This window comes from uncultured Plantibacter sp. (assembly GCF_963518075.1).
Lineage (GTDB): Bacteria > Actinomycetota > Actinomycetes > Actinomycetales > Microbacteriaceae > Plantibacter > Plantibacter flavus_A.
Window position 1 is genome coordinate 177,835 of sequence record NZ_CAUQHZ010000003.1, and the last position, 25,546, is coordinate 203,380.

24 protein-coding genes and 1 tRNA gene are annotated in these 25,546 nt (G+C 70.1%); 10 read left to right on the plus strand and 15 right to left on the minus strand.

The features are described from left to right. Positions 1 to 26 precede the first annotated feature (26 nt). Both RWN05_RS06055 and galU read right to left on the minus strand, forming a co-directional pair. A complete protein-coding gene (locus RWN05_RS06055) occupies positions 27 to 680 on the minus strand; it encodes a GNAT family protein (protein ID WP_314138969.1) in 654 nt (217 codons plus the stop codon). A gap of 135 nt (positions 681 to 815) precedes the next feature. Beyond that, a complete protein-coding gene (galU, locus tag RWN05_RS06060; RefSeq protein WP_064296542.1) occupies positions 816 to 1,709 on the minus strand; it encodes a UTP--glucose-1-phosphate uridylyltransferase GalU in 894 nt (297 codons plus the stop codon). A 153-nt stretch (positions 1,710 to 1,862) separates the two neighbouring features. Here galU and RWN05_RS06065 point away from each other — a divergent pair, with 153 nt between their 5' ends. Genes RWN05_RS06065 through mscL form a run of 3 tightly spaced genes read left to right on the plus strand, consistent with a single transcriptional unit; the run spans position 1,863 to position 3,334 of the window. Then, positions 1,863 to 2,462 (plus strand): 5-formyltetrahydrofolate cyclo-ligase, encoded by a 600-nt coding sequence (locus RWN05_RS06065; protein ID WP_064296593.1) that lies wholly within the window; start codon positions 1,863 to 1,865, stop codon positions 2,460 to 2,462. 32 nt (positions 2,463 to 2,494) lie between these two features. After that, positions 2,495 to 2,836 carry an FmdB family zinc ribbon protein gene (locus RWN05_RS06070; protein WP_079001929.1) on the plus strand — a complete coding sequence of 114 codons (342 nt, stop codon included), beginning with the start codon at positions 2,495 to 2,497 and terminating at the stop codon, positions 2,834 to 2,836. Positions 2,837 to 2,887: 51 nt separating this feature from the next. After that, positions 2,888 to 3,334 carry a large conductance mechanosensitive channel protein MscL gene (gene mscL / locus RWN05_RS06075; RefSeq protein ID WP_064296544.1) on the plus strand — a complete coding sequence of 149 codons (447 nt, stop codon included), beginning with the start codon at positions 2,888 to 2,890 and terminating at the stop codon, positions 3,332 to 3,334. Positions 3,335 to 3,370: 36 nt separating this feature from the next. On the opposite strand, the gene RWN05_RS06080 is transcribed toward mscL, so the two are convergent. From RWN05_RS06080 to RWN05_RS06090, 3 genes are all read right to left on the minus strand, one after another. Beyond that, the gene (locus RWN05_RS06080; RefSeq protein ID WP_064296545.1) at positions 3,371 to 3,586 is read right to left on the minus strand and encodes a hypothetical protein; all 216 of its coding nucleotides are present in this window, start codon (positions 3,584 to 3,586) and stop codon (positions 3,371 to 3,373) included. A 16-nt stretch (positions 3,587 to 3,602) separates the two neighbouring features. After that, a complete protein-coding gene (locus RWN05_RS06085) occupies positions 3,603 to 7,304 on the minus strand; it encodes an AAA family ATPase (protein ID WP_314138970.1) in 3,702 nt (1,233 codons plus the stop codon). 135 nt (positions 7,305 to 7,439) lie between these two features. Beyond that, complete coding sequence (locus RWN05_RS06090; protein ID WP_285038186.1) at positions 7,440 to 8,654, minus strand: ROK family transcriptional regulator; 1,215 nt, start codon at positions 8,652 to 8,654, stop codon at positions 7,440 to 7,442. Positions 8,655 to 8,770: 116 nt separating this feature from the next. Between RWN05_RS06090 and RWN05_RS06095 the strand changes: the two genes are divergently transcribed. Continuing rightward, positions 8,771 to 9,973 carry a glycosyltransferase family 1 protein gene (locus RWN05_RS06095; RefSeq protein ID WP_285038187.1) on the plus strand — a complete coding sequence of 401 codons (1,203 nt, stop codon included), beginning with the start codon at positions 8,771 to 8,773 and terminating at the stop codon, positions 9,971 to 9,973. Here the strand turns inward: RWN05_RS06095 and RWN05_RS06100 are convergent. Then, the gene (locus tag RWN05_RS06100; protein ID WP_079001926.1) at positions 9,936 to 10,970 is read right to left on the minus strand and encodes a Gfo/Idh/MocA family protein; all 1,035 of its coding nucleotides are present in this window, start codon (positions 10,968 to 10,970) and stop codon (positions 9,936 to 9,938) included. The genes RWN05_RS06095 and RWN05_RS06100 overlap by 38 nt on opposite strands. Positions 10,971 to 11,134: 164 nt before the next feature. Here RWN05_RS06100 and RWN05_RS06105 point away from each other — a divergent pair, with 164 nt between their 5' ends. Beyond that, positions 11,135 to 11,632, plus strand: a complete 498-nt coding sequence (locus tag RWN05_RS06105; protein WP_314138971.1) for a LysM peptidoglycan-binding domain-containing protein — start codon at positions 11,135 to 11,137, stop codon at positions 11,630 to 11,632. 19 nt (positions 11,633 to 11,651) lie between these two features. Here the strand turns inward: RWN05_RS06105 and RWN05_RS06110 are convergent, their stop codons facing one another. After that, positions 11,652 to 13,076 (minus strand): CitMHS family transporter, encoded by a 1,425-nt coding sequence (locus RWN05_RS06110; RefSeq protein ID WP_314138972.1) that lies wholly within the window; start codon positions 13,074 to 13,076, stop codon positions 11,652 to 11,654. A 228-nt stretch (positions 13,077 to 13,304) separates the two neighbouring features. Here RWN05_RS06110 and RWN05_RS06115 point away from each other — a divergent pair, with 228 nt between their 5' ends. Together RWN05_RS06115 and RWN05_RS06120 are read left to right on the plus strand one after the other, a co-directional pair. Beyond that, positions 13,305 to 15,047 carry an ATP-binding protein gene (locus RWN05_RS06115; RefSeq protein WP_079001924.1) on the plus strand — a complete coding sequence of 581 codons (1,743 nt, stop codon included), beginning with the start codon at positions 13,305 to 13,307 and terminating at the stop codon, positions 15,045 to 15,047. Continuing rightward, positions 15,044 to 15,715, plus strand: coding sequence for a response regulator (locus tag RWN05_RS06120; protein WP_079001923.1), 672 nt, complete (start codon positions 15,044 to 15,046; stop codon positions 15,713 to 15,715). Before RWN05_RS06115 ends, RWN05_RS06120 begins: the two co-directional genes overlap by 4 nt. 216 nt (positions 15,716 to 15,931) lie before the next feature. Here RWN05_RS06120 and RWN05_RS06125 read toward each other — a convergent pair whose 3' ends face one another. From RWN05_RS06125 to RWN05_RS06150, 6 genes are all read right to left on the minus strand, one after another. Next, positions 15,932 to 16,585 (minus strand): ScbR family autoregulator-binding transcription factor, encoded by a 654-nt coding sequence (locus RWN05_RS06125; protein ID WP_079001922.1) that lies wholly within the window; start codon positions 16,583 to 16,585, stop codon positions 15,932 to 15,934. A gap of 182 nt (positions 16,586 to 16,767) precedes the next feature. Continuing rightward, on the minus strand, positions 16,768 to 17,610 hold the full coding sequence (locus RWN05_RS06130) for a LysR family transcriptional regulator (protein ID WP_064296553.1): 843 nt from the start codon (positions 17,608 to 17,610) through the stop codon (positions 16,768 to 16,770). A gap of 78 nt (positions 17,611 to 17,688) precedes the next feature. After that, positions 17,689 to 17,760: transfer RNA gene (locus RWN05_RS06135), tRNA-Arg, on the minus strand. 25 nt (positions 17,761 to 17,785) lie between these two features. Continuing rightward, positions 17,786 to 18,283 carry an HNH endonuclease gene (locus RWN05_RS06140; protein ID WP_079001921.1) on the minus strand — a complete coding sequence of 166 codons (498 nt, stop codon included), beginning with the start codon at positions 18,281 to 18,283 and terminating at the stop codon, positions 17,786 to 17,788. A 427-nt stretch (positions 18,284 to 18,710) separates the two neighbouring features. After that, positions 18,711 to 19,880, minus strand: a complete 1,170-nt coding sequence (locus RWN05_RS06145) for a CHAP domain-containing protein (RefSeq protein WP_167620446.1) — start codon at positions 19,878 to 19,880, stop codon at positions 18,711 to 18,713. 249 nt (positions 19,881 to 20,129) lie between these two features. After that, positions 20,130 to 20,831, minus strand: coding sequence for a metal-dependent transcriptional regulator (locus tag RWN05_RS06150; protein ID WP_079001918.1), 702 nt, complete (start codon positions 20,829 to 20,831; stop codon positions 20,130 to 20,132). Positions 20,832 to 20,974: 143 nt separating this feature from the next. Here RWN05_RS06150 and serC point away from each other — a divergent pair, with 143 nt between their 5' ends. Then, positions 20,975 to 22,087, plus strand: coding sequence for a phosphoserine transaminase (serC, locus tag RWN05_RS06155; RefSeq protein ID WP_314138974.1), 1,113 nt, complete (start codon positions 20,975 to 20,977; stop codon positions 22,085 to 22,087). 86 nt (positions 22,088 to 22,173) lie between these two features. Here serC and RWN05_RS06160 read toward each other — a convergent pair whose 3' ends face one another. Together RWN05_RS06160 and RWN05_RS06165 are read right to left on the minus strand one after the other, a co-directional pair. Beyond that, complete coding sequence (locus RWN05_RS06160; RefSeq protein WP_079001916.1) at positions 22,174 to 22,881, minus strand: DUF3027 domain-containing protein; 708 nt, start codon at positions 22,879 to 22,881, stop codon at positions 22,174 to 22,176. Further along, entirely contained in the window at positions 22,874 to 23,257 is a 384-nt protein-coding gene (locus tag RWN05_RS06165) for a cold-shock protein (RefSeq protein ID WP_064296559.1), read from the minus strand. The genes RWN05_RS06160 and RWN05_RS06165 overlap by 8 nt, the downstream gene beginning before the upstream one ends. A 135-nt stretch (positions 23,258 to 23,392) precedes the next feature. Here RWN05_RS06165 and RWN05_RS06170 point away from each other — a divergent pair, with 135 nt between their 5' ends. Together RWN05_RS06170 and RWN05_RS06175 are read left to right on the plus strand one after the other, a co-directional pair. Next, complete coding sequence (locus RWN05_RS06170; protein ID WP_064296560.1) at positions 23,393 to 23,668, plus strand: hypothetical protein; 276 nt, start codon at positions 23,393 to 23,395, stop codon at positions 23,666 to 23,668. Positions 23,669 to 23,673: 5 nt separating this feature from the next. After that, complete coding sequence (locus RWN05_RS06175) at positions 23,674 to 25,509, plus strand: helicase-associated domain-containing protein (RefSeq protein ID WP_079001911.1); 1,836 nt, start codon at positions 23,674 to 23,676, stop codon at positions 25,507 to 25,509. Positions 25,510 to 25,546: the final 37 nt, after the last annotated feature.

Here is a 25,546-nt window from a genome sequence, read left to right on the forward strand (position 1 = left end):
GATGGAGGGGGAAAACGGCTATCTGCTCAGCGAGGGGGGAACGGCGACGCGGCCGCGAGACGGTCGGCTTCGGGGATCACACACGCGTCCTTCGGGACCTGGCCGTCCAACCACCGGTTGAGGACGCCGCCCGGGACCTCTTCGCGGACGAGGCCGAAGCAGAAGTGGTCGCGCCAGTCGCCGTCGATGTGGATGAAGCGGCGGCGCAGACCCTCGTACCGGAACCCGAGCTTCTCGACGACCCGCAGGCTCGGAGCGTTCTCGGGCCGGATGCAGATCTCCAACCGGTGGAGCTGCAGGGCGGTGAAGCAGTGGTCGGTGGCCAGAGCGGTCGCGATCGGTGTGGCACCGAGACCCGCGAACCGCTGGGAGACCCAGTAGCCGATCGACGCCGAGGCCAGCGATCCGTACGTGATGCCGGAGACGTTGAGCTGGCCGGCGAACTCCCCGTCAACCTCGATGACGAACGGAAGGCCCGCGCCCGAGCGCGCGTGGTTCTGCAGCGACCGGATCGCCGCACGGCTGTCGGCCGGGACCGGGCCGTAGGGACTCGTCGCCTCCCAGCGGCGCAACCAGGCTCGGTTCTCCGCGAGCTCGCGCTCGAGCGGCCTCGCGTCACGGACCTTGATCGGCCGGATGCTCACTCGCCCACTGCTCAGAACGGGTACGACCTGCGCCACCGTGCCACCCCTCTCGCGTTCTGTGGTGAGCCTAGTGGAGCGCTCACCGATGCACCGACACCACGTCGTCGACAGCATCGCGCCCCGAGATCCGCGGTTGCGGACCCGGGGCGCGGCGTGTGTCGTCGGCTGGAGTCAGTCGAGGTCCCCGGCGAAGTCCTTGAGCCACGGACGCAGCTCGGGACCGAGGTCCTCGCGGTCGACCGCGAGCTGCACGATCGCCTTGATGTAGTCGAGGCGGTCGCCCGTGTCGTAGCGACGGCCACGGAAGATGACGCCGTAGACGCCGCCCGTGCCTTCGACGTCGGCGGCCATCTCCTGGAGCGCGTCGGTCAGCTGGATCTCGCCGCCCTTGCCCGGCTCGGTGCGCTCGAGGATCTCGAACACCTCGGGCTTCAGCACGTAGCGACCGATGATGGCGAGGTTGGACGGGGCGTCCTCCTTCGCAGGCTTCTCGACGAGGCCGGTCACCCGCACGACGTCGGAGTCGTCGGTCGCCTCGACGGCTGCCGCACCGTACATGTGGATCGAGTCAGGGTCGACCTCCATGAGGGCGATGATCGTCGCGTTCCGCTTGTCCTGCTCCTCGAGCATGCGCTCGAGGAGGACGTCGCGGGCGTCGATCAGGTCGTCGCCGAGGAGCACGGCGAAGGGCTCGTCGCCGACGTGGCGCTTGGCCCGGAGGACGGCGTGGCCGAGGCCCTTCGGGTCTCCCTGGCGCAGGAAGTGGATGTCGGCGAGCTCATTCGACTCGTTGACCTTCTCGAGGCGCTGGGTGTCGCCCTTCTTCGCGAGGTTGAGCTCGAGCTCGGTCACGCGGTCGAAGTGGTTCGCAAGTGCGTTCTTGTTGCGGCCGATGATCATGAGCACATCGGCGAGCCCGGCGCTGACGGCCTCCTCGACGACGTACTGGATGGCCGGCTTGTCGACGACGGGGAGCATCTCCTTCGGCAGGGCCTTCGTCGCCGGAAGGAACCGGGTGCCGAGACCTGCTGCGGGGATGACTGCTTTGGTAACACGAGTGGTCATGAGGAAAAACCTATCGTGTGGAGTCGGTGAAGTACCCGAATACCCCCTCGATCGAGGGTGAAATCCCCCGAACCCCTGGACGAGGCGGCGGATGTCGGGTAGGACGACGGGCAACGAGCCGGGCGCGACGACGAGCCGTTTAGAATGGGTCGCATGACGAGCCCCGCCGAACACGAGAAACGAGCGCTGCGCGCCGAGCTCCGTGAGCGGCGGGAGCTGCTCACCTCCCTCGAGAAGGAACGGTCGACCACCGGCCTCACGGACAACCTCCGAGCCCTGGTCTCCCGATTCGGCGCGAGCTCGATCGCCTGCTACCTCTCCTCCCCGAGTGAGCCCGACACCAGGCCCTTCCTGCAATGGGCGCAGGAGGCGGGCATCCGCATCCTGTTCCCCATCACCCGCACCGACGGGCTCCTCGACTGGACGATCGGCGAAGAGGGCATCGAGACGGTGGGCTTCGCCGGCACCCCCGAGGTCGTGGGTACCACCCTCGGCCCCATCGCGATCAACGACGTCGACCTCATCCTCGTCCCCGCGGCCGCCGTCGACGCCCACGGCATGCGCATGGGCTGGGGTCGCGGGTACTTCGACAAGACGCTCGGCTCGATGGAGCGCTGCCCTCCCGTCTACGCCGTGCTGTACGACACCGAGATCCTCGACGAGGTCCCGAGCGAGATCCACGACGAACCCGTCGGCGGTGCCGTGACCCCGAGCCGCATCCTCGATTTCGACCAGGTCAGACCGCGCCGCTGAGCGCGCCGACCCACCACATCCCAGGAGACCCCGTGCCCACCTACGCCTACCGCTGCACCGAGTGCGGCAACGCCTTCGACGTCCAGCAGTCCTTCACCGACGATTCCCTCACCGAGTGCCCGGCGTGCTCCGGCAAGCTGCGCAAGCTGTTCAGCGCGGTCGGTGTCACGTTCAACGGCTCCGGCTTCTACCGCACGGACTCCCGTGCCGGTGCAGGCAGGGGCTCGAGCTCCATCCCAGCCTCCTCGAAGTCCTCGGAGGGGTCGTCGAGCTCGTCCTCCTCGGACACCACGGGCGGTTCCTCCTCTTCGGGCGGCTCCTCCAGCTCCGGCTCCAGCGCCACACCGGCCTCCGCCGGGAGCGCCGCGTCCTGAGCCGGTAGCGTAGCCAGGGTCCTGTCCATCCCCGATCCTCAGGGAGACCCCATGCTCAAAGGCTTCAAGGAGTTCATCCTCCGCGGCAACGTGATCGACCTGGCAGTGGCCGTCGTGATCGGGGCCGCGTTCACCGCCATCGTCAACTCGCTCGTCGAGAACATCTTCAACCCGCTGCTCGGGGCGCTCTTCCGCGCGGAGAGCTTGAACGACGCGTTCAACGTCTCCATCCCGACGGTCGACGGCGACCCTGCCGTCATCCACTTCGGCGCGTTCATCGGCGCGACCATCCAGTTCCTGTTGGTCGCCGCCGTCGTCTACTTCGTCATCGTGCTGCCGATGAACCACTTCAAGCGCGTCACGACGAAGCCGACGATCGCTGATGAGCCGGCAGCACCGAGCGAGCTGTCGCTGCTCACCGAGATCCGCGACGTGCTGAAGACGGGCACGAGCGCTCCGCTGCCGCCCGCTCGCGACGACACGACCGACGGCCGCTAGTCCGACTCGTCGAGCAGCACCGACGTCCCGTCCCGCTCACCAGTGGGGCGGGACGTTGCGTTGCAGCTCGTCGTCGTTGCCACCGCCGCCAGCGGGTTTGGCGGCTCCGCCCCAAGCGGCGTCGGTGTCCTCCGCAGCCTTGACGGGATCGGCCGGCAGCTGCGGCGCGGGATCCGTCCCGGGAGCACCGGGGCGGATCGCCCGCCTCGATCCTCGGGGACGGACGATCCGTGGCTCCTGATCGTCCTGCATGATCAGTGTCCGACCATCAGTGGCGTGGGACCTGCACGGCGATCGGCGCGGTGTCGAGGTGCTCGGTCGTGTTGAGCCCGAGCACACCGGCCACGCGCTGCGCCACCGCCTCGGCGTCGGCGAAGAGGTCGAAGCTGTGCACGCGGACGTAGTGCCAGCCGAGGCGGCGCAGGACGTCGGGGCGGAGCCGCAGCGACTCCCGGAGGCTCGCGTCACCCAATTCCTCGTCGCACTCGACGACGACGGCTCGGCCACCCCATGAGGCGACCAGGGCGAGCTTGCCGCGGTAGCCCATGTCGACCCGCATCCCGAGTGTCTCGAGGCGCGTCGCGAGGTCGACGAGCATCGGCTCGGCCTCGTGCGTCGCCTGATCCTCGGAGGCGCGGCGCGACGTGTCCGTGAGGATGCGTGCGAGCGCGAGGATGCCGTGCTGGATCCGGTTCTGGTCGAGGTCCTCGGGGCGGACACACGAGACGATCACCATGGACCGCCGTGCGCGCGTCATGCCGACCGCGAGCAGCCGGTCGCCGCCGGGCTGACCCAGCGCGCCGAAGTCGGACAGGACCCGTCCGTGTGGAGTGAGGCCGTACCCGATCGAGAAGATGACGCGGTCGCGGCTCTCGGCCACGGACTGCTCGAGTGTCAGGACGGTGAACGGTTCAGCCCGCTCGCGCAGGAGGAAATCGGAGAGGTCGGCACGACGGGAGAACGCTGCGAGGACCGCCTGCTGGACCCGGACCGCGTGCTTGTCGCTCGCGGTCACGACCATCAGGGATTCCTTCGGGCGGTTCGAGGCGTGCTCGAGGACGAGTTCCACGACCCGTTCGACCTCGACGTCGACACTCTCCACCGCTCCGGTGACCGGGTCGGGCATGCCGAGCCCGCCGGGCACGTAGTCGAGGCTCAGGCTGCCGTGGCCCAGGAACGAACCCGCCCAGGGCAGGGAATCGATCTGACCACCGTAGAACCGCTCGTTGACGAGTTCGGCGAGGTCCTCGCCTCCCGCGCGGTAGGAGCGCGTCAGCATGAGGGTCGGCAGGACCGAGCTCAGCTGTTCGAGCGCTGACTCACGGTGCAGCTCGGCGACGTCGGCGTGCTGCTCGGGCGTCGCCTCCTGATCCGTCAGACGGATCTCGAAGGGTGACGGACTCTGCGTCACGGGGTCACCGAAGGCGACGACCTGACGCGCACGACGGATGGCGTCCACGTTCTCGGCGAGGAGCGTCGCTCCAGCGTCGACGAGGAAGACGGCGTCGAAGGACGCACTCTCTGGGATGCGAGGCACCTCGTACGGCGAGACGAGCCAGACCGGCGCGAGGACGCGGGACAGCGTCGGAGCCACCTGCTCGAGCTCGGCCGCTCGGAGCGGTCGATCGCGCTTGAGGAGCGAGCGGAGCGCCATACCTTCGGTGGCGTGGTCGACGAGACCGATCTTCCAGGTGTCGGCCAGCAGCGAGGCGAGGAGCTGCCCGGACGCGGACGCATGCGCCTCGTCCACCAGTCGGAAGTCGGACTCGAGGCGCTCGACGACGCTCGTGTTCGCGCCGAGCAGACCGCGGTCCTCGGTGAGCACGAGTTCGAGCATCGACTGCCACCAGGCGAGTTCGAGCTCGTCGGCCAGGCGCGTCCGCGGCACGTGCCGCTGGGACAGGTCGACGATGAGCTCGCCAAGACCCTGCTCGCGGAGGCCGGCGAGGATCGCAGTGCGCTCCTGGAGGTTGTGGAGGACCTCCGACTCGGCGGCGAGCTCGGAGATCGTGCGGACGAGACTCGGGATCGCGAGGCGTCCGAGGCGGTCCGGGGTGTCGGCGATGCCGAGCGGCTGGTCGACCAGCTCGAGCTTCGCTGCGACCGTCTGGTACGCCTGCTCGACGTCCGCGATACCGAGCGGCACCTCGGGCGGCGCGCCGGTCGTCACATAGCGCTGCCACAGGGTGCGCTGCTGCTGGATCCGGCGGAGGGCGGCGTTCATGTCGGGCACGTGCGCGCCGGGGCGCAGGTATTCCTTCGCCAGGGCCTTGAGTCGCCGGCGGCTCGCCGACGACATCGCGGCGGAGTCCTTCCGCGGGCTCGTCGCGACGATGAGGTCGGCAAGCGACCGATCGAAGACGTCGGGCTGGAAGCGGTCGAGCGTCTCACGGATGTCCGCGAGGAGTCGCAGGTAGATGCCCAGCTCGTCGATGGACTCGAACGGCCGCATCTGCGTCTGCCCGATGAGGCCGTACGCGCGCTCCAGCAACTGCGGCAGATCCTTGCGGTGCAGGCGCTTGGCGAGGTCGTGGGTCTCCTGCGCTTCCGCGGTCGTGTCGAACGACGCGCCGTACCAGGGCGAGTCACCCGGTCCGTAGCGGAATTCACCGAGGGCGGCCGCGCCTTCGAGCGCCTCCGCCGCGCGGGATCGGCCCGCTGCGAGTCCGACGAGCGTCTGGCGGTCGAGTCGGACCAGGGTTCCCGGAGGGTGCGGCAGCTTGGAGAGCTTCGAGAGCGCTTCGAGTGCGTCGATGACCGAGACACGCAGATCGGGGTCCTTCGCCTGCAGCGAGGTGCGGTAGTCGATGAGGACCCGACGCAGCCGGACGAGCGCGTCGTCGACCTCGCCGACCTGCGGCGGGATCGCCCGCTCGTTGCGCGTGATCGCCTGGATGAGGTCGCGACGGAGGGTCGACGGCGACGCGCACAGGCCCGGCAGACCGACCTTGGTCAGTCGGTGGCGGATGCCCTCCAGCGTGGAGCGACGGGGGCTGACGACGAGGACGCGCTTGTGCTGCGAAGCGAGCACGCCGATGGCGTTCACGATGGTCTGCGTCCCGCCGGTGCCCGGCAGCGTCGTGACGACGAGCGAGTTGCCGGCGCCGATCTGGGCGATGACGTTCTCCTGCTCGACGTCCGCGTCGAGCAGGAGGGTGTCGGTCGACGGCGGGCGGTCGTCCTGGCCTGGCGCGTCGACGGGCGTGAAGCTGCTGCGCACGAGGCCGATGGCCCCCTCGTCGCCGGCGACGGCGTCGAGGATCGGGTGGTCGAGCTTGGCGGCGTCGTCGAGCAGCGAGTGACCGACCGCGGCGAAGGAGGAGACGAGCAGACGCGGCTGGACGGTGAACCACTCGAGCCCGGCGGCGAGCGAGCGGAGGCGGTCGATGACGGGCTGCGGCTTGAACACGCCACCCGATTCGCTCAGCGCGACGAACTCGTCGGGATCGAGGACGATGCCGAACTGCTCGCGGAGGGCGCGGACGAGTTCCGGGTTCGCGGTCGTGGCGCCGCGCAGCTTGACCTCGTAGTCGCGACCGTACCGGCGGATGGCCAGCGGCCGGAGCAGGACCGGCGCGCTGAAGTCCTCACCCTGATGCGTCCACTGGGCGAGACCGACGGCGAGATGGACGGCGTCGATGCCGCGGACGGTGGAGAGCTCGATGCCCTTCGTCGTGATGCGATCGGCGGCGCGCTTCGCTCCGCGGAGCGCGATCTCGTCGCGGATGAGGTTCGACAGCAGCGTCGACTTGCCCGAGATGAACTGCGGCAGACCACCGGGATGCGTCGAGCTGAGCTCCACCCGGGTCGTCGGGGCGTCCACGAAGTGGAGCAGCGGCGAGGGGCCGCCGACCGTGCTGAGCTGCTGACGCCAGGCGTGCAGCGCCGTGTCGACCACGCCTGCCGATGCCGCCACGGGACCCTCGCGGAGTTGCGCCTCCGCTGCTTCCCGTTCGACTCCGGACGTCACGTCGCCGTCATCCCGTCTCTTCTCTAGCCGCCACACACTTGCACCATACGTGCCCGGTAGTGGAAACACCGGGAAGCGGTGCGGTTTTTCGCCGAGTCCGCCGAGGAAATGTGCGACGCGCGCGTCGTCCGAGGGTCAGGAGACGCCGAGGAGGCCGGAGAGCACCATCACCGCGGTGCCCCGCAGGACGATGTCGGCGCCCTGCTCGCTCATCCGGATCTGGACGCCGCCGTGGAACTCGGTCATCGTGCGCGCCCGCACGGTCTCGATCGCCGCGTCGAGGAGCACGCCGGCGAGCAACTCCTCCGGGCCGCTCACCACGATCTCCGAGAGATTCAGCGCACCGACGATCGCGGCGAGCGAGACACCGAGGCGCTCCCCCGCGGCGCGGAGGATCTCCTCGCGACGCCGCTCGATCTCAGCGGTGGGAAGATCGCTCGCCTCAGCCCCCGCGAGGAGCTCACGCAGGTGCGGCACGGCGAGCCAGGCCTCGAGGCACCCACGCTTCCCGCAGGCGCACAATGGTCCACCGTCGGTGCCGACGACCACGTGGCCGATCTCACCGGCTGCGAACCGGCTCCCGAAGAGCGGGTGACCGCCCACGAGCAGCCCCGCCCCGACGCCGTTCCCGACGCTCACGAGCATGAGGTCGCCGTCCGCCCCGCCGAAGCTGTACTCCGCGAGGACGGCGGCATTGGCGTCGTTCGCGACGAGGACGGGTACCTGGGCGACCTGCTCGATCGCGCCCTGAAGGTCGACGTCGGTCCAGCCGAGGTTCGGCGCGCTGCGGACCGTCCCGGTCATGTCGACGACGCCGGGCGAACCGACCCCGATGCCCAGCACCTCGACCGTCGCCTCCTCGACGAGGTCTGCGGCGAGCGCGACGGCCTTCGCGATCGCGTCCGCCCCCGTGGCACCGTCGAGCGGCACCTCGAGCATCGTCACGACCTCGCCGTCGAGGGTCAGCACAGCACCTCTGAACACCTCGGTGTCGGAGAGGTCGAGGCCGACGATCTGGAACTCGTCGCGGTTGATGTCGATGAGTGTGGCGGGCTTGCCCGGGCGGGAGGTCTCGCGGAGGCCGACCTCGACGATGAGGTTGTCCGCGATGAGCGAGGCGACGAGGTCGGAGATGCTCACCCGGGTCAGGCCGGTGGCGCGGGCGATGTCGGCCCGACTCATGGCACCGCTGGCGAAGAGGGTCTGGAGGACGAGCGCCCGGTTATGACCACGGGCGTGTTCCGGCAGGACCTTCGCGTTCGGCCGGAGCCGCCGCGCCGGGGTGTACGAGAAGGATTCGATCCGCTCCGACGCGCTCCCGCCGCCGCTTCCGAATCCACCAGCACTCATGCGATAAGTAAAGCAGGCTGCGCCTCATCGTGCGGCACCGCGATGTCACCCGATGGTCACCGACACGTCGCCCGCCGGGCACCGCTGCGACCCGTACGACGCGGAGCATCGTGGGTGTGAGGATCGCAATCGTGACCGAGTCGTTCCTGCCGCAGATGAACGGCGTCACCCACTCCCTGCTCCGCATCATGGAGCACTTCGCGGATCGAGGGGACGAGGTGCTCGTCATCGCCCCCGGCGCCGGAGCCTCGACGCCGCGGCTCCACGAGGGCTTCCGGGTGGACGGCGTCCCGTCGATCCCGCTGCCCCGCTACCGGAACGTGCGGGTCGCCGCCGGCGGGGTCGGCCGGATCACGGAGCTCCTCCGCGGCTTCCGCCCCGACGTGGTGCACCTGGCCTCGCCGTTCGTCCTCGGCTGGCGCGGTGTCCAGGCCGCCGAGCGCCTGGGCGTCCCGACCGTCGCCGTGTACCAGACCGACATCCCGGCCTACGCCGGACGGTACGGGTTCCCGGTCGCCGAAGCGCTGCTGTGGCAACACGTCGAGCGCCTCCACGGCCGGTCGACGCTCACGCTCGCGCCGTCACGGCAGTCGATCGCGCAGCTGGAGGCGCACGCCATCCCGCGGGTCCGCCTGTGGGTGCGGGGCGTCGACGCCGTCCGGTTCTCCCCGGAACGGCGCAGCGAGGCCTGGCGTCGGTCCATCGCTCCCGGCGGCGAGCGCATCGTGGGCTACGTCGGTCGACTCGCAGCCGAGAAGCAGGTCGAGGACCTCGCGGTACTCGGCGGACTCCCGGGCGTGAAGCTCGTCATCGTCGGCGAGGGGCCGCTGCGTGCCTCGCTCGAACAGCGACTTCCGAACGCGGTCTTCACCGGATTCCTGGGCGGCGAGGAGCTGGCGGTCGCGATGGCGGGGCTGGACGTGTTCGTCCACCCCGGCGAGTCCGAGACCTTCTGCCAGACCATCCAGGAGGCGATGGCCTCCGGGGTACCCGTGGTCGCGACCGGTCGGGGCGGACCGGTGGACCTCGTCGACTCCAGCCGCACCGGGTGGCTCTACGAACCCGGCAGGCTCGAACAGCTGCGCGGATTCGTCCAGGACCTCGTGGGCGACGAGGTGAAGCGGGCGGCGTTCGGTGCCGCAGCTCGGGCCGGCGTCCTGCCGCGCAGCTGGAAGAGCGTCAGCAGCGCCCTGATCGGGCACTACAGCGACGCCATCGAGTTGCACGAGGGCGCTCGGGCACGACGGATCGGTCTCGACCCGCGTGTTCAGGCGCCTCGGGTCATTCGCCCGGGTACCGGACGCCGATCTGGCGCCTGACCTCGTCGAGGGTCTCCATGATCGCGACCGTCTCGGCGAGCGGCATGATGTCACCGGAGAGCTTGCCCTCGGAGGCGAGCCGTTCGAGCTCCCACGCCTGGAAGTGCATCCCGCGGCCGTCCACCTCGGAACGGTAGGTCTCCACGACCTCGCCGTCGGTGCCGAACACCCGGAACGTCGTCGCCGTGTACCAGACGCGGTCGAACTCGATCCAGCCGTCGGTGCCCACGATGGCCGCGCGGTTCGGGCCGACGGTGTTGCTCGCCGACAGGGTGTTCGCCACCTGGCCGTCCGCGTAGCCGAAGAGGGTCGCGACCTGCATGTCCGCCCCCGTGTCGCGGAGCGCGGCCGTGGCCTGGATCGTCGTCGGGGTCCCGAAGACGGACGACGCGAAGGAGACCGGGTACACGCCGAGGTCGAGCAGCGCACCGCCGCCCAGCTCGAGGTTGTTCATGCGGTGCTCCGGGTCGTCCGAGAGCAGCTGGGTGTGATCGGCGACGAGGCTACGCGGCTGTCCGATGACGCCGTCGGCGAGCAACTCGCGGAGCCGGACCATGTGCGGGAGGAACCGGGTCCACATCGCCTCGAGGACGACCAGGCCGCGCTCCGCGGCGAGCGCCACGACCGCCTGCGCCTCGGCGGCGTTGAGGGTGAAGGGCTTCTCGATGAGGACGTGCTTCCCGGCGTCGAGCGCCAGCACCGCCTGCTCGGCGTGGAACGGGTGCGGGGTCGCGATGTAGATGACGTCGACCTCGGGGTCGGCGGCGAGCGCCTCGTACCCTACGTGGACGTTCGGGATGTCGAACTCGGCAGCGAACGCGGCTGCGGTCTCGGCGGATCGCGAGGCGACGGCCCGGACGTCGAAGCCGTGCCGTCGGAGGTCGGCGGTGAAGCTCTTCGCGACACCGGCGGGGCCGAGGATGCCCCATCGCAAGCCGGTGGACGGTCCTGCCGCGGGGGTTCCCGTTCCGGTCCGGTCGATGTCCTGCTCCGTCATGGCTCTCCTTCGATGCGCGTTCCAGCAGCCTACTGGAGGGCCTCCGGCGCTCGCGATTTCGGGGCTAGCCCTGCTCGGACTCGCCGCGCCTCGCCGTAGGCTGAGGGTTCGACCGAGCCCAGCCGACCGCGCTGCGGGCCTGGTCCATCCTGGGGGGATGCGCTGTGGGGCCGAAGGAATCGACCGGGCGTCGACGTGCACTGGCGTACGCCCGGAACCTCGCGATCGGCGTGGCCGGTCTGTTCGCCCTGAGCGGCTGCGTCTCGCAGCCGGCCCCGCCTCCGGTGACGGTGGTCGTCACCCAGCAGCCCGACCCGTCGCCCTCGGTCGCCCCGGTGCCCACCTCGACCGCGCGCGACGCCCTGCCTCCTGAGCCGGCACCGATCGTGCCGAACGCGCCGGCGGAACCGGCGGAACCCCTTCCGGAGGGCCCCGCGTTCGACCTCGGGCCGCGGGACGGCGCGCTCGGCCCGGTCGTCTCGGACGCCGAGGGCAACCCGCTCACCTACACGGTGGTCGCCGGCGACGTGTTCTTCGACATCGCGCAGCGCTTCGACCTGCCGCAGCAGCAGCTGCTCCGCATGAACCCGTCGATCCCCGGCCTCGGACTCGACATCTACATCGGCGACGTCGTCAACCTCGACTGGACGACCACGCGTTGAGCCTCGGCGCCCGCCGGTGTCAGCCGAACGGGATGGTGCCGACGAGCACGCCGACGACGAGCATCACGAGCGAGACGATCGCGGCGCGCCACAGGACCTTCTTGTGGTGGTCGCCGAGGTTCACGCTGGCGAGCGAGACGAGCAGGAGGATGGCCGGAACGAGCGGGCTCTGCAGGTGGACCGGCTGACCGGTGATCGACGCGCGCGCCATCTCGACCGGTTCGATGCCGAAGGTCGAAGCGCTCTCGGCCAGCACCGGCAGGATGCCGAAGTAGAACGCGTCGTTGCTCATGAAGAACGTCATCGGGATGCTGAGCACCCCGGTGATGACCGCGAGGAACGGACCGAGCTCCGTCGGGATGATGTCGACGATCCAGTCGGCCATCGCGGAGACCATGCCGGTCCCGTTGAGGACGCCGATCAGCACACCGGCCGCGAGCACCATCGAGACGACCCCGACGATGCTCGGGGCGTGGGCGACGATCTCCTTGGACTGCTGCGCGAGTCTCGGGAAGTTCACCAGGAGGGCGATGGCGGTGCCGACCATGAACACGTAGGGCAACGGGACGAGGTCGAGCACGAGCAACGTCATGACCGCGACCGTGAGCACGAGGTTCACCCAGACGAGGCGCGGGCGCAGCGTGTCGCGTTCGGGGTCGAGCATCGTGTCGGCCATGGCCGTGTCGTCGGGGCGGACGAGGGTCGCGAGGCGCCCACGGGCACTGGTCGAGAAGGTCGTCGACATGCCGCCGGTGAGCGGGTGGTCGGCTGGCCCGGAACCCGAACCCGGTGCGGCGACGCCGGAGGCACCGTCGCCGAGGAGGTCGACGCCCGCGAGGCGTTTGCGCTCCCCGAGCCCCAGGAACCAGGCGAAGGCGAACACGAGGACGAGGCCGGCGGCGAGCGACGGCAGCATCGGGACGAAGATCTCGGTCGGCGAGACACCCAGGGCCGAAGCGGCGCGGACGGTCGGCCCACCCCACGGGACGATGTTCAGCGTGCCGTTCGCGAGCCCGGCGACGCAGGTGAGGACGACCGGGTTCATGCCGAGCCGCAGGTAGATCGGCAGCATCGCGGCGGTCGTCACGATGAAGGTCGTCGACCCGTCGCCGTCGAGTGACACCGCGCCCGCCAGGAGCGCCGTACCGACGACGATCTTCGCCGGGTCGTTGCCCAGCGCACGGACGATGAACCGCACGAGCGGGTCGAAGAGCCCGACGTCGATCATGATCCCGAAGTACATGATCGCGAACATCAACAGGGCGGCGGTCGGAGCGAGGCTGCCGATCGCCTCGATGACCATGTCGCCGAGCCCGAGTCCGGCGCCGGCGAACAGCCCGAAGACCGTGGGGACGATGATGAGCGCCACCATCGGGGTGAGGCGCTTCGTCATGATCAGCACCATGAAGGTGAGGATCATCGCGAATCCGAGAATGACCAGCATGTCGACTCCTTCGTCTGCGTGCACCGCGGTGTGCACGACGGGACGTCACGCGGCGACACGGGCGATGGACCGAGCGCGGCGGGCGTTCCCGGAACCGTACGGGAGTGGCACGGAGCTGTCTCGCTTGTGGGCGTTCGGCTCGGATCTGCGGGTTACACGACCTTCTGCGCATTCTGCTCATCACGCGGTCGACGCCGCCCATCGCCCCGGCGACGTACGATCGGAGCCATGATCGGCGAGGAAGCGGAGCTGCCAGGTCGGCGACGGGGCGGGCGCTCCAGCTTCGCGGCGCAGGTGCTGGTGCTGCAGCTGGTCGTCGTCATCGCGGTCGTCGCCGTGTGCACGGGCGTGTTCGCCTGGATGAGCAGCGAGCGCCTCGTGCACGAAGCCCAGTCCACCGCGCTCGCGATCGCCCAGAGCGTCGCGAGCGATCCCGACGTCCGGACCGCCGTGACGCTCGAGGCACGTACCCCGGGGACGCCGACGGCGGCCGACCTCCGCACCGGTCCCCTGCAGGAGCTCGGCACGGAGGTCGGCACGCGGACCGGGGCGCTCTTCGTCGTCATCACCGACGAGCGCGGGATCCGTCTGGCGCACCCCGACCCCGACCAGCTCGGGCTCCGGGTGAGCACCAGTGCGGAGGCGGCCCTGGCCGGGACGGAGTCGGTCTCGTGGGAGACCGGCACCCTCGGCCCGTCCGCCCGCGCCAAGGTGCCCGTCTTCGCCGCCGAATCCTCCGACACCGGTGGGGCCGTGGTCTCGTCCGGCGCCGGCGAGGTCGTCGGCGAGATCAGCGTCGGGTTCGCCCCGCAGCGCGTGTTCGCCGACGTCGTGGGCGAGACCATGCTGGTCGCGGGCGCAGCGCTGCTCGCGCTGACGATCGGTTTGATCGCTTCGATGCTCATCCGGCGGCGGCTGCGGCGGCTGACCCTGGGCCTCGGACCGGAGGAACTCGCCGCGCTCGTGCAGAACCAGGCTGCGGTCCTCGGCGGGGTCGGCGAAGGCGTCCTCGGTGTCTCGCCGGACGGCGTCGTGACGGTGTGCACCGAGCAGGCGGCCAGGCTCCTCGACATCGGGTCGGTCATCGGGCGTCGGTTCGACGACCTCGATCTGCCCGAGCGACTGGTGGACCTCGTCGCGGACGACGCCGCGAGGCCGACCTCGGCCCAGCTCGTCGTCGGGTCCCGCGTCCTCTTCGTCGACGTCCGGCCCGTGTCCCGGGACGGCGTCGACCTCGGGCGAGTGGTCGTCGTCCGCGACCGCACCGACGTCGAGGCGCTCACCCGGCGGCTCGACGCGGTCGCGACGATGACGACCGCCCTCCGCGCGCAGCGGCACGAGTTCGCGAACCGGTTGCATGCGATCTCCGGCCTCCTCGAGACCGGGCAGGACGCCGAGGCCCGCGAGTATCTCGCCAACGTGCTCGACCACGGACCGCTGAAGTACCCGGTGCAGCACGCGGACCGCCTCACCGAGCCCTACCTCCAGGCCTTCCTCGGTGCGAAGGGGGTCGAAGCCGCGGAACGCGGGGTACTCGTCACCATCGGCTCCGAGACCCTCGTCACCGGCTCCCTGTGCGATCCTGAGGACGTGACCACCGTCCTCGGCAACCTGCTCGACAATGCGGTGAACGCGGCCGTCTCGGGCCGGGTCCGACCGGCCTGGGTGGAGGTCGAGGTCCTCGACCACGGCACCGAGCTGCACTGCTCCGTGATGGACTCGGGTGACGGCGTCGCGGCGACCGGCCAGGACGACGCGCCAGCCGCCGCCCCGACCATCGGCCTTGGCGACCCGGACGACATCCACGGCCACGGGTTCGGTCTGCCGCTCTCGCGCGACGTCGCGCGTCGTCGAGGAGGCGACGTCTGGTTGGCGTCCCCCGGCGTCCGCGGCGAACACGGAGCGGTCTTCTGCGCACGGCTCCCCGGGACGGTCGAGCCGGCGCAGTCCCTGGCGGGAGAGGGATCGTGACGGCCGATCTCACCGTGCTGGTCGTCGACGACGACTTCCACGTCGCCCGCCTGCACTGCCGGATCGTCGACGAGGTCGACGGCTTCCGCGCGCTCAGTCCTGTCGGGTCGGCCGCCGAGGCCGCGCGGAGCATCGCCACCGAGCCACCCGACCTCGTGCTCCTCGACGGCTATCTGCCGGATCGGAACGGGCTCGAGCTCCTCGTGGACCTCCCGATCGACACCATCGTCGTCTCCGCGGCGTCGGACGGTGCGTCCGTGCGCCGAGCGCTTCGCGCCGGGGCCCTCGGGTACCTGGTGAAGCCGTTCGCGCCGCAGGTGCTCCAGGACCGGCTCGCCGCCTACGCCCGGTTCCGGAACGTCCTCGGCGAGGCGGTGAACGCCGACCAGGAGACGATCGAGCGCGCTCTGCGCATCCTGCACTCCGGCGACGCCGGGGCGACGACCCGGTCGAGGTCCGCCACGGAGACGGCCGTCCTCGAAGCGGTGTCGGAGGCGGACGGCGAGCGCTCGGCCGCCGAGGTGGCCGAGCTGGTCGGCGTCTCACGCGCGACGGCGCAACGGTATCTCTCCGCGCTGGCCGCCCGAGGTCTCCTGACGACGCAGCTGCGGTACGGGACCACGGGGCGTCCAGAGCACCGGTACGCGCCGCCAAACATCAGCCGCTGAGGCGTCCACACGCCGTCGGCTGGGCGATCCCCCCACGACATCGCCCAGCCCGGCACGTGAACCAACTCTTCGCCGATGGAACGCGGAATGCCCCCGCACACCGTGATCCATCCGTCGTCGCACGACGATCAGCAAAGTGAGTTAATCACCCGATTCAGTTTAGGGTGACCTCACGGCGCATGCGTCAGGGCTACCCCCTAACGTGCACCCGCCCGCTCAGGCGTCCTGCGCGTCGAAGGCGGCGTCGAGGACGGCGAGCACCTCGGCCTGGCGGTCCGCGACGATGACCGCCGCGATGAGGATCCGCCACATGGTGTCGACCGCGTTGAGGAGATCGGTCCGGCCGGCCAGCAGGTTCGAGATGAGCTGGGTCCCCGTGAAGAACGCGACGAAGGACCTCGCCAATTCCGCCGGCTCGAGCGGAGACTGCAACTCACCGAGCTCGATCGAGGCCCGCACCCGCTCCTCGACGCTCGCGATCCACTGCTCGTGGAACGCGGTCGTCGGAGCCTGGATGACGCCCTGCTCGAGGGACAGCCGCAGGCCGGCGCGGGTGATGGGGTCGGTGAGCAACTGCTCGGTGATGAGGCGGGAGGCCTGAACCAGCCCACCGAACGGCGAGGGCGCGGTGGTCGGCGCGGTCAGCGCAGCGATCGAGCGCGTGCTCTGCTCGTTGATGACGGCGATCGCCAATTCCTCTTTCGAGGGGAAGTAGAAGTACAGCGAACCCTGCGTCGTCCCCGCCTCGCGGGCGATGTCCGACAGGCTCGCCTGTCCGTAGCCGACCCGGTCGAACATGCGGGCGGCACCTTCGACGACGGTCTGGCGTCGTTCATGACCTCGTTGCTGCTGTGGTCGTCGTTCGGGCATGTGCGTATCCTGCTTCTGTCATCCCCCGATTCAGGGATAAGCGTACCCACTCCGAGCTGAGAACACGGTGTCGAACGCGGCAGAAATCCGGAACAAGTCGACCGACTTGATCGCGAGAAGATCCCGGTCGGGTCGCAAAAGGGCGCGTGGAGGGTGTCATCACCAACCGGCCCCGAGCGGACTCACTCGCGTCGTGTGACCAGAGCGAACCGCTCGCGGAGCTCAGGCGCGTCGGCGAACGGCCGCCAGCACAGGCCGTCGCCCTCCCGCATCGCGGCCACCGGACGGAGGGCGACGAGTCGCTCACCGAAGCGCAGGGCGTCGAGGAACAGCGTGTCGTTCCCCGCGTCGATCGTCAGGGAGCGCGGGTACCAGCCGCGCGCCGCGAGCGCGCCGGCCAGCCAGGCCGAGTACGCCGGGTCCTTGCCGGGCTCGGGACGAAGCAGCTCCTGGTCGGCGAGATCGGACCACTCGATGACGTCCTTCGCCGACAGCGGGTGCGCCGCTCGCATGACGACCCCGAGCGGGAGTGCGGCGATCTCCTCGGCGGCGAGCTCGTCCGGCAGCTCGATCGGCAGGCGCACGATGGTGGCGTCGAGACGACCGGTGGTGACGAGGTGCAGCTGCTCGACCGGCTCGATCGTGACCGCGATCGCCGGGACGTCGATGCGGCGACCGGCCTCGGAGACGACCGCGTCCCACGTCGTCGGCGGACGGCCGACCCGGATGTGCCGCGCCGGTGACGCTGGGTCCATGTCGGCGACCACGTCGATGAAGGTACGGACCTTGAGCAGGAAGCGCTGCCCCTCGCGCGTCGGGCGGTACTCCTCCCCCAGGACGCTGAACAGCTCGACCCCGAGCGCTGCCTCGAGCCGCCGCAGCTGCTGCGCGAGACTCGGCTGTGCGACCCCGAGCAGGTTCGCCGCGGCGCCGAGCGTCCGAGCATCCGCGACGACCACGGCCGACCGCAGCTGACGAAGAGTGATGGCGTCGCGTTCGAGTTGGCGGTGGAGGTCGTGCGTCATGCTTCGAGCCTACGGCGTGCTCGCAGCCCTACCCGACATGCGAAGCCGTGCTCGCCTGGACGGCCGCACCCCGGACAGTGCCCCTGGAGGGACTCGAACCCCCAACCCTTTCCTTAGGACGGAACTGCTCTTCCATTGAGCTACAGAGGCTGACCCGTCGAGTGTAGCCGGTCGCTCAGGCGGCGGGCGCCAGGTACTGCTCCCAGTCGGGCTCCGAGCGCTCGACGCCCCGCACCATCCACTGCGAGCCGTGCGGCGTCCCCGGCGAGACCCGCAGGCTCCAGTTCATCTCCATCGGCGTGCGGTCGCCCTTCACGTTGTTGCAGCGCAGGCAGCAGGCCACGAGGTTCTCCCAACTGTCCACACCCCCGCGCGAGCGCGGCTGCACGTGGTCGATCGTCGTCGCCGCCTTCCCGCAGTAAGCGCAACGGTGTCCGTCGCGGCGCAGCACGCCGCGGCGTGTCACGGGCACCCGGCGGGCGTTCGGGATCCGGACGTATCTGGTGAGCAGGATGACCGACGGCCGATCGAACGAGCCACTCGTCGCCACCACGGGATGCGAGGAGTCGATCTCGACGACGGTCGCCTTGTGATGCATCACGAGCACGAGGGCCCGCTTGAACGAGACGATCGCGAGCGGCTCGTAGCCCGCGTTCAACACCAGTGTGCGCATGCACGTTCCCTTCCGAAGGGCCACGACGGCTGCCGCGACCGGTCGACGATCATCACCTGCAGCGTCCCTGACGCGGCGGATCGAGTCGTTTCCGGGGAACAAAAAAGGGCACTGTCATGACGACAGCACCCTCTTGACCCACGGCGGAGCCACGGCACGCTTGGCTGGAATGCCGCAGCACGTAGAGGCCGCGACCATTCGCGACCACGTGGCGACGTATAGCGTGCATCAGCTCCTGAACCTCTCCGAGTTGCAGAGCACCAGATTAACCCACACCGACCGGATTTCCGCACGTTGCAGGAGAATTCCCCTCCGCGCCACCTCGGCTTCGGACGACGGACACCGCTCGGTCGCGAACGGTCACCGCGTATGACGACGAATCGCGTCCCTCCGACGGAGGGACGCGATCCAGGTCGAGCGGGTCGGATCAGCCGACGCCCGGCGGGTAGAGGTAGAGCGCCACGGCGCTGGCCGCGATGGTGCGCGTGTTGTAGCTGTGACGTGCGGATCCCCAGTTGTACTCCTCCAGGGTGACCGTCCCGTCGGCGTTGACCGACTGCACATAAGCGACGTGGTTGTAGTTGAACCAGGCGACGGAGCCGGCGATGGCGTTGGTCCCCTTGTTGTACTGCCACGAGTCGGCCCAGCCGTAGGCGCTGCTCGGCGGCAGGCCGTTGCCCCAGGTGAAGGCCCAGTTCCCGTTCGGCGTACCCGCGTCGCGGTTGAGTCGCCAGGCGACGAAGTCCACGCACTCGCGGTAGTAGTACCGCAGCGGCGAGAGCCCGCCGCCCTCGTCGTCGGTCGCCTGGTCGAACCAGGGGTAGTCGTCACCGGCCTGACGTGCGCCCACGGTGATCGAGTAGGTGGCGTTGCTGGCAGCTGCAGCGGCGTCGAGCTGCCGCTGGCGCTCGGCGAGCTCGTCCGGCGTCGTCGCGCTGTAGAGGTCGCGGGAGATCGGTGCGTCGGCCACCTTGTCGGAAGCGACGACGCTCTGGGCACCGGAGGCCTTCAGCTGCTCCGAGGCGGACGTCCCGTACTCGGTCTGCGCACTGCTGCTCGCCGCATAGGCAGGGAGGGCGACGGTGGCGACCAGTGCCGGCACGAGGAAGGCCATGGTGGCGACGCCGCGGACGGAGCCGGGTCGGGCTCCGGACGGCTTCGGCTTGCGTACGGCGACCGTCGACGCGGACGGCTTGACCGGGGGCTTGCTGCGGGCGACGCGATCCGCACCGGTGCGGAGCGGAGCGACGGTCGCGAGCGAGGCGTCGGTGGCGGACGTCACGGTGAAGGACTGCGGGGCCGTCGGCTCCGGTGCGGCGGGCTTCGTCAGCGGCCGCTGGTCGACACGGACCTCACCGGTCGTGACGGCGGCGTCGACCTCCTCGACCACGGCATCGTCGAGGACGATCTCGGGGTGGTCGACGGGTGCGTCCGGAGCGACCTCGGTGACGAGCGCGTCGTCTGCTTCCGTCTGGGACGGGGTGGTCGCCTCCGCCTGCTTCGCGGCCTGCTCCTGGAGTCGGAGCTGCTTCCGGGTGAGGGGGACGTTCGGGGTCGTCTCGGCCTGGTCGGGGCCGCTCTCGCCAGCTGCAGTCAAGTGGATTCCTCCGGCACCCCGCATGAGCGACGACGATCGCGGTCGTGCGATCGGCATGGCGCAGCCCCATCCGACGATTGATGTCGGTTCGTGTGGCCGAGGGACGGGCTAGGGGGTGCCTCGGTCGTCTTCCTTGAGCCAGATCATGGCCTTCAGGACGAGTGACAGCCTACGGGTTACCCCTCAGAAAGTCACGTTTCGATCACGGGAAAACGGGCACATGAGGGAATCCTCATACGCGTCTCATGCTCACGCGGCAGGGGTCTCCACGAAGATGTGCGTCGCGAGCTCGTTGGGCAGCTCGAGGCCGCCCTCGACACCGTCGATGGTGACGAGCACGTAGCCGCCCGCTGCCGCGAAGGTTCCCGCGCGACCCGGCATGACGCCGGCCTGCTTGAGCTGCAGGAGCAGCTCGGGGTCGACCTGCGCCGGTTCGCCGAGACGTCGGACCGTCGCCGTGACCGGCTCGGTGCGTCCTTCGACGAGACCCACGATGTTGATGACGCCCTGCGAGAAGGCGACGGCGGGGCTGTCGCCGAACTCGTCGAGTCCGGGGATCGGGGTGCCGTACGGCGACTCGGTGGGGTGGTTGAGCATGTCGAGGAGCTTGCGCTCGACCTGCTCGCTCATGACGTGTTCCCAGCGACAGGCTTCCTCGTGGACGAACTCCCACTCCAGGCCGATGACGTCGCTCAGGAGGCGCTCCGCCAGGCGGTGCTTCCGCATGACGTGGACAGCCTTGCGACGGCCCGGTTCGGTGAGCTCGAGGTGCCGGTCCCCCGACACGACGACGAGTCCGTCGCGCTCCATCCGACCGACCGTCTGCGAGACCGTCGGTCCGGAGTGCCCGAGGCGCTCGGAGATCCGCGCACGAAGCGGGATGATGTTCTCCTCCTCGAGCTCCAGAATGGTGCGGAGATACATCTCTGTGGTGTCAATCAAATCGGTCATCGACGCCCTCCCTGCCCGATTGCACGTTCCCGGTAAGCCTAGTGCGCGGCGGCGACGTTCCCGCGCCAAGCCACTCCGCCCCGCGTGGACGCATCCGGCTGCGTGGCACGACGCCATGAGGCCCCCGCCTCTAGAATCGCCGTATGCCGGAGATCACGATTCCCACGTCCCTTCTGCCCGCCGATGGTCGATTCGGCTGCGGCCCCTCCAAGATCCGACCCGAGCAGATCGCAGCGCTCTCCGAGGCCGGCCTGTCCCTCCTCGGCACCTCCCACCGACAGGCTCCCGTCAAGCATCTCGTCGGCCGTGTCCGCGCCGGCCTGGCCGAGCTGTTCCGCGCTCCCGAGGGCTACGAGATCATCGTCGGCAACGGCGGCTCGACCGCGTTCTGGGACGCCGCCGCCTTCGGCCTCATCGAGCAGCGCAGCCAGAACCTCGTCTTCGGTGAGTTCGGCGGCAAGTTCGCCAAGGCGGCCGGCGCCCCGTGGCTCACCGCCCCGGACGTCCGCGAGGTGCCGGGTGGATCCCGCATCGATCCCGAGGTGGTCGAGGGCGTCGACGTGTACGCCTGGCCGCACAACGAGACCTCGACCGGTGTCATGGCCCCGGTGCGACGCGTCTCCGGCGACGCCGGTGCACTCACGGTGATCGACGCGACGAGTGCCGCCGGTGGTGTGGACTTCGACGCGAGCCAGGCGGACGTCTACTACTTCGCACCGCAGAAGAACTTCGCATCCGACGGCGGCCTGTGGTTCGCCCTGTGCTCCCCCGCAGCGATCGAGCGCATCGAACGGATCGCCGCCAGCGGGCGTTACATCCCGGAGTTCCTGAGCCTGAAGAACGCGGTCGACAACTCCCGACTCGAGCAGACGCTCAACACGCCTGCCTTGTCGACGCTCGTGCTCCTCGAGGAACAGATCTCGTGGATCAACGGCAACGGCGGCCTCGCCTGGGCGTCGGCACGGACGGCCGAATCCTCAGGCGCCCTCTACGAGTGGGCCGAGCGCACCTCCTACACGACGCCGTTCGTGACGGACCCCGACCACCGCTCGCAGGTCGTCGTCACGATCGACTTCGACGACGCCATCGACGCGGCGCTGGTGGCGAAGACCCTGCGGGCGAACGGCATCGTCGACACCGAGCCCTACCGCAAGCTCGGTCGCAACCAGCTGCGCGTCGCGACCTTCACGGCGATCGACCCCGCAGACGTCCGTCAGCTCATCGCGAGCATCGAACACGTCGTCGGGGCGCTCTGATCCGCCTCCCCCGCTGAACGCCGAACGGGCGGTCGAATCCTCTCGAGGTCCGGCCGCCCGTTCGTCTGTCGCGTGGTGCGCGAGTGCTACTCGTCCTCGAACCGGTCGTCGTCCTCGTCGGAGTCGTCTTCCTCGTCGGAATCGTCCTCGTCGTCCTCATCGGAGTCGTCGTCGTCCGATTCATCGTCGTCGTCGTCGGAGTCGTCCGACGCCGCATCGACGTCGTCCTCGTCGTACTCGAGCTCGATGCCGTCGCGGTCCCGGTCGCGGGGATCCCCGGACAGCGCGACGTCGTCGTCGAACTCGTCGGTGTCATCAGCGTCGTCGAGCGCGTCGTCAGCCGCGGCAGCGGCCGCGGCCTCCTGCGCGGCGCGGTAGTCCGCGAGGCGCTCCGACCACGGCACCCACTGCGGAGCCAGCAACGCGCCGTCACCGGGCATCAGCTCCGTCTCGAGCACGTTGGGCGCGGCGTCGTCGGCGGTCCGCGAGAGCGTCACCGTCCAGAACCATCCCGGGTAGCCGGCCATCGTGTTCGCGAACAGCAACGAGACGACGTGATCGTCGACCACGACGTGCCCGGCCGGCTCACCCACCGTGCTCGCGGGCGTGATCTCCTGCAGCGCTTCACGCGCGAGCTCGACGGCCGCGATCAGCGTCTCGTCCGGCACGGGTGCCGGGGTCGGCTCGCCGTCGGCGCCGTCGTCCGAGCGGTGCTCGTCCGACAGGGGTCGGGCGTCCGCGTCGGCCGTGACGTCGCGATCCTCGGCCGGTGTCTCCTGGCCCGCGTCAGGCATCCAGCTCGTCCGCGACCTTGCGCAGCACGGCAGCGATCTTCTTGCTGTGGCTGCTGTTCGGGTACTTGCCGCGGCGCAGGTCGCCACCGATGCCGTCGAGGAGCTTCACGAGGTCCTCGACGATGATCGCCATGTCGTCGGCCGGCTTGCGCTTCAGCTTGACGAGGCTGGGCGGAGCCTCGAGGACGCGCACGGACAGCGCCTGGGCGCCGCGCTTGCCGTCGGCGATGCCGAACTCGAGCCGCGTCCCCGGCTTCACGCCGGCCGTGCCCGCGGGCAGTGCGGAAGCGTGCAGGAAGACCTCCTGGCCGTCATCGGAGCTGATGAAGCCGAAGCCCTTCTCCTCGTCGTAGAACTTGACCTTGCCGGTGGGCATGGGAACCTCGCTGTGTGTCGTGCGCAGAAATGCAGCGCCGTGCGGTGATCGCGCAGGACGCGCGATCGAGAGGACCATCGGTCCTCGGCCCCCAGCCTATTCGGTGCAGCAGCCGCGTGCCTCTATCCTGGGAGCGTGACTGATGAGCAGACGCCGAGCATCTCGCGGCCCGAACGGATCCTGGCCTACATGGTCGTGACGATCGTCGCCGTGTCGATCGCCGCGTTCGTCGCGGTGATGGTCGGCACCGCCACCGGCCTCGAGCAGGGCGACTTCGCCGTCGGCGCCTGGCCGGTCGTGACGATCCTGCCGCTCGTCGGACTCCCGATCGCCTTCCTGATGCTGATCACGCTCATCATCGTGGGTGCCGTTCGACGGTCCCGCGAGTCCCGCGGTCAGTCGCCGCGCTGACGACCATGGGCGAGGCCTTCGCGATCGCGCGCCGCCTCCGGGAGCTCCCGGACGACGCGCTCCGCAGGCTGACGCCCGACCGCAGGGCCTCCTCAGCCCGCATCGCGGACTTCTTCGACTTCGCCGAAGCACTGTCGGACGAGGCGAGCGTCGCCCGCCGGATGGCGCTGCTCGACCGGGACACCCTCGCCGTCCTCGCCGCCTCGCTGGACGGGACGGAGCGCCAGTCGCTCGCGACCACGCTCGGACGCGACGAGTCGGAGGTGGATGCCGCCCTGGAGCGGCTGCAGCAGGACATCCTGGTGCTGGACGACGGTGCCGGTCCGATCAGGCCGGTGAACGCGGTGGCCGCGGTGTTCGAGGAGTGGGCGGCGAGCGGCAAGCCCGGCCGTGCCGAACTCCAGCTTCCGGTCGAGGCGCCGACATCCCCCGTGACCCGACCATCACCCGACACGGACGCCCTCGCGAGCGAGCGTGCGGCCGGCGCCGTCGGCATCGTCGGCGAGAGCCTCCACGAACTCGACCGCGAGCCCGCCCGTCTGCTCGGCCGTGGTGCCCCGTCCATGCCCGACCTCAAACGGCTCGCGGCCGCGGCGGCGAGCACGCCCGAGGAGATCGAGCTCGCCCTGTCCGCGGCGTCGTCGGCCGGGCTCACCGATGCGATCGGCTCCGCCATCCGCTTGAGCGAGGTCGGTGAGGCCTGGCTGGCGTCGGCCACGGCGGAACGCTGGCTCCGTCTCGCGACGGCCTGGCGCGACGCGATCCCTGCCACGGTCCGCGATCACATCCTGACCGCGTACCGACGCGGTTCCGTCGATCTGGTCGAGGAGCTCAGCTGGTGGTACCCGTTGGCGGAGGACGCCGTCGTGGCACCGACGCGAGCGGTCGACGCCGTCGCCGAGCTGCTCGGGATCACCGTCGACGGGGCGACCAGCGGGTTCGGACGGCTCCTCGTCGACGACCACGCGGCCGACGCGGCCTCGGCGCTCGCGTCCATGCTCCCCGCCGAGGTGTCGCAGGTCGTCCTCCAGGACGACCTGACGGTCATCGCGCTCGGTCCCCCGACGGCGGAACTCGACGTCCGACTCCGGGCCCTCGCGGAACCGGAGGGGCGCGCCCAGGCGTCGAGGTACCGCATCACGACCGCGAGCGTCACCCGGGCCCTCGCCGACGGGGACACGGCCGAGGACCTGCTCGCGTACCTCGAGTCGATCTCCCTGACCGGCGTCCCCCAACCCCTGCGGTACCTCGTGTCCGAGGCCGCATCCCGATTCGGCCTCGTGCGCGTCGGGACGATCCGCGCGTCAGCCGACGCCTCGGCCGATCCTGGACGCAGCAGCTACATCCGCTCCGACGACGCTGGCCTGATCGCGGCGATCTCGGTCGACCAGAGCCTTGTGGCGCTCGGTCTCCGGCCGAGCGACGAGCACCGGCTCACCAGCCGGATCGAGGCGGCGACGGTCTACTGGGCCCTCCACGACGCGCGCTACCCGGTGGTCGCGGAGGACGACGACGGCGCCCCGCTCCGGATCCGCCGGCAGCCGGTCATGCGCGCCGCGGTCTCCGCTCCGGCCGCCTCGACGGAACCGGACCTGGTGTCGCGGCTCCGCGCCGACGACCGCGGGGACACGAGCAGCGCGTGGTTGTCCAAGCAGCTGGAGATCGCCGTCCGCGACCACACGCCGGTCACCGTGCAGCTGCAGCACGGCGAGCGCCGATCCACGTTCACGATCGAGCCGGTGAGTCTCGCCGGTGGTCGTCTGCGCGGTCTGGACCGGTCGGCCGACGTCGAACGCACCCTGCCGCTCGCGATGATCACCGAGGTCCGGATCGCCGGCTGAGCGCCCACTCAAGGGGGCTGCGCACCGGATCCGCCGG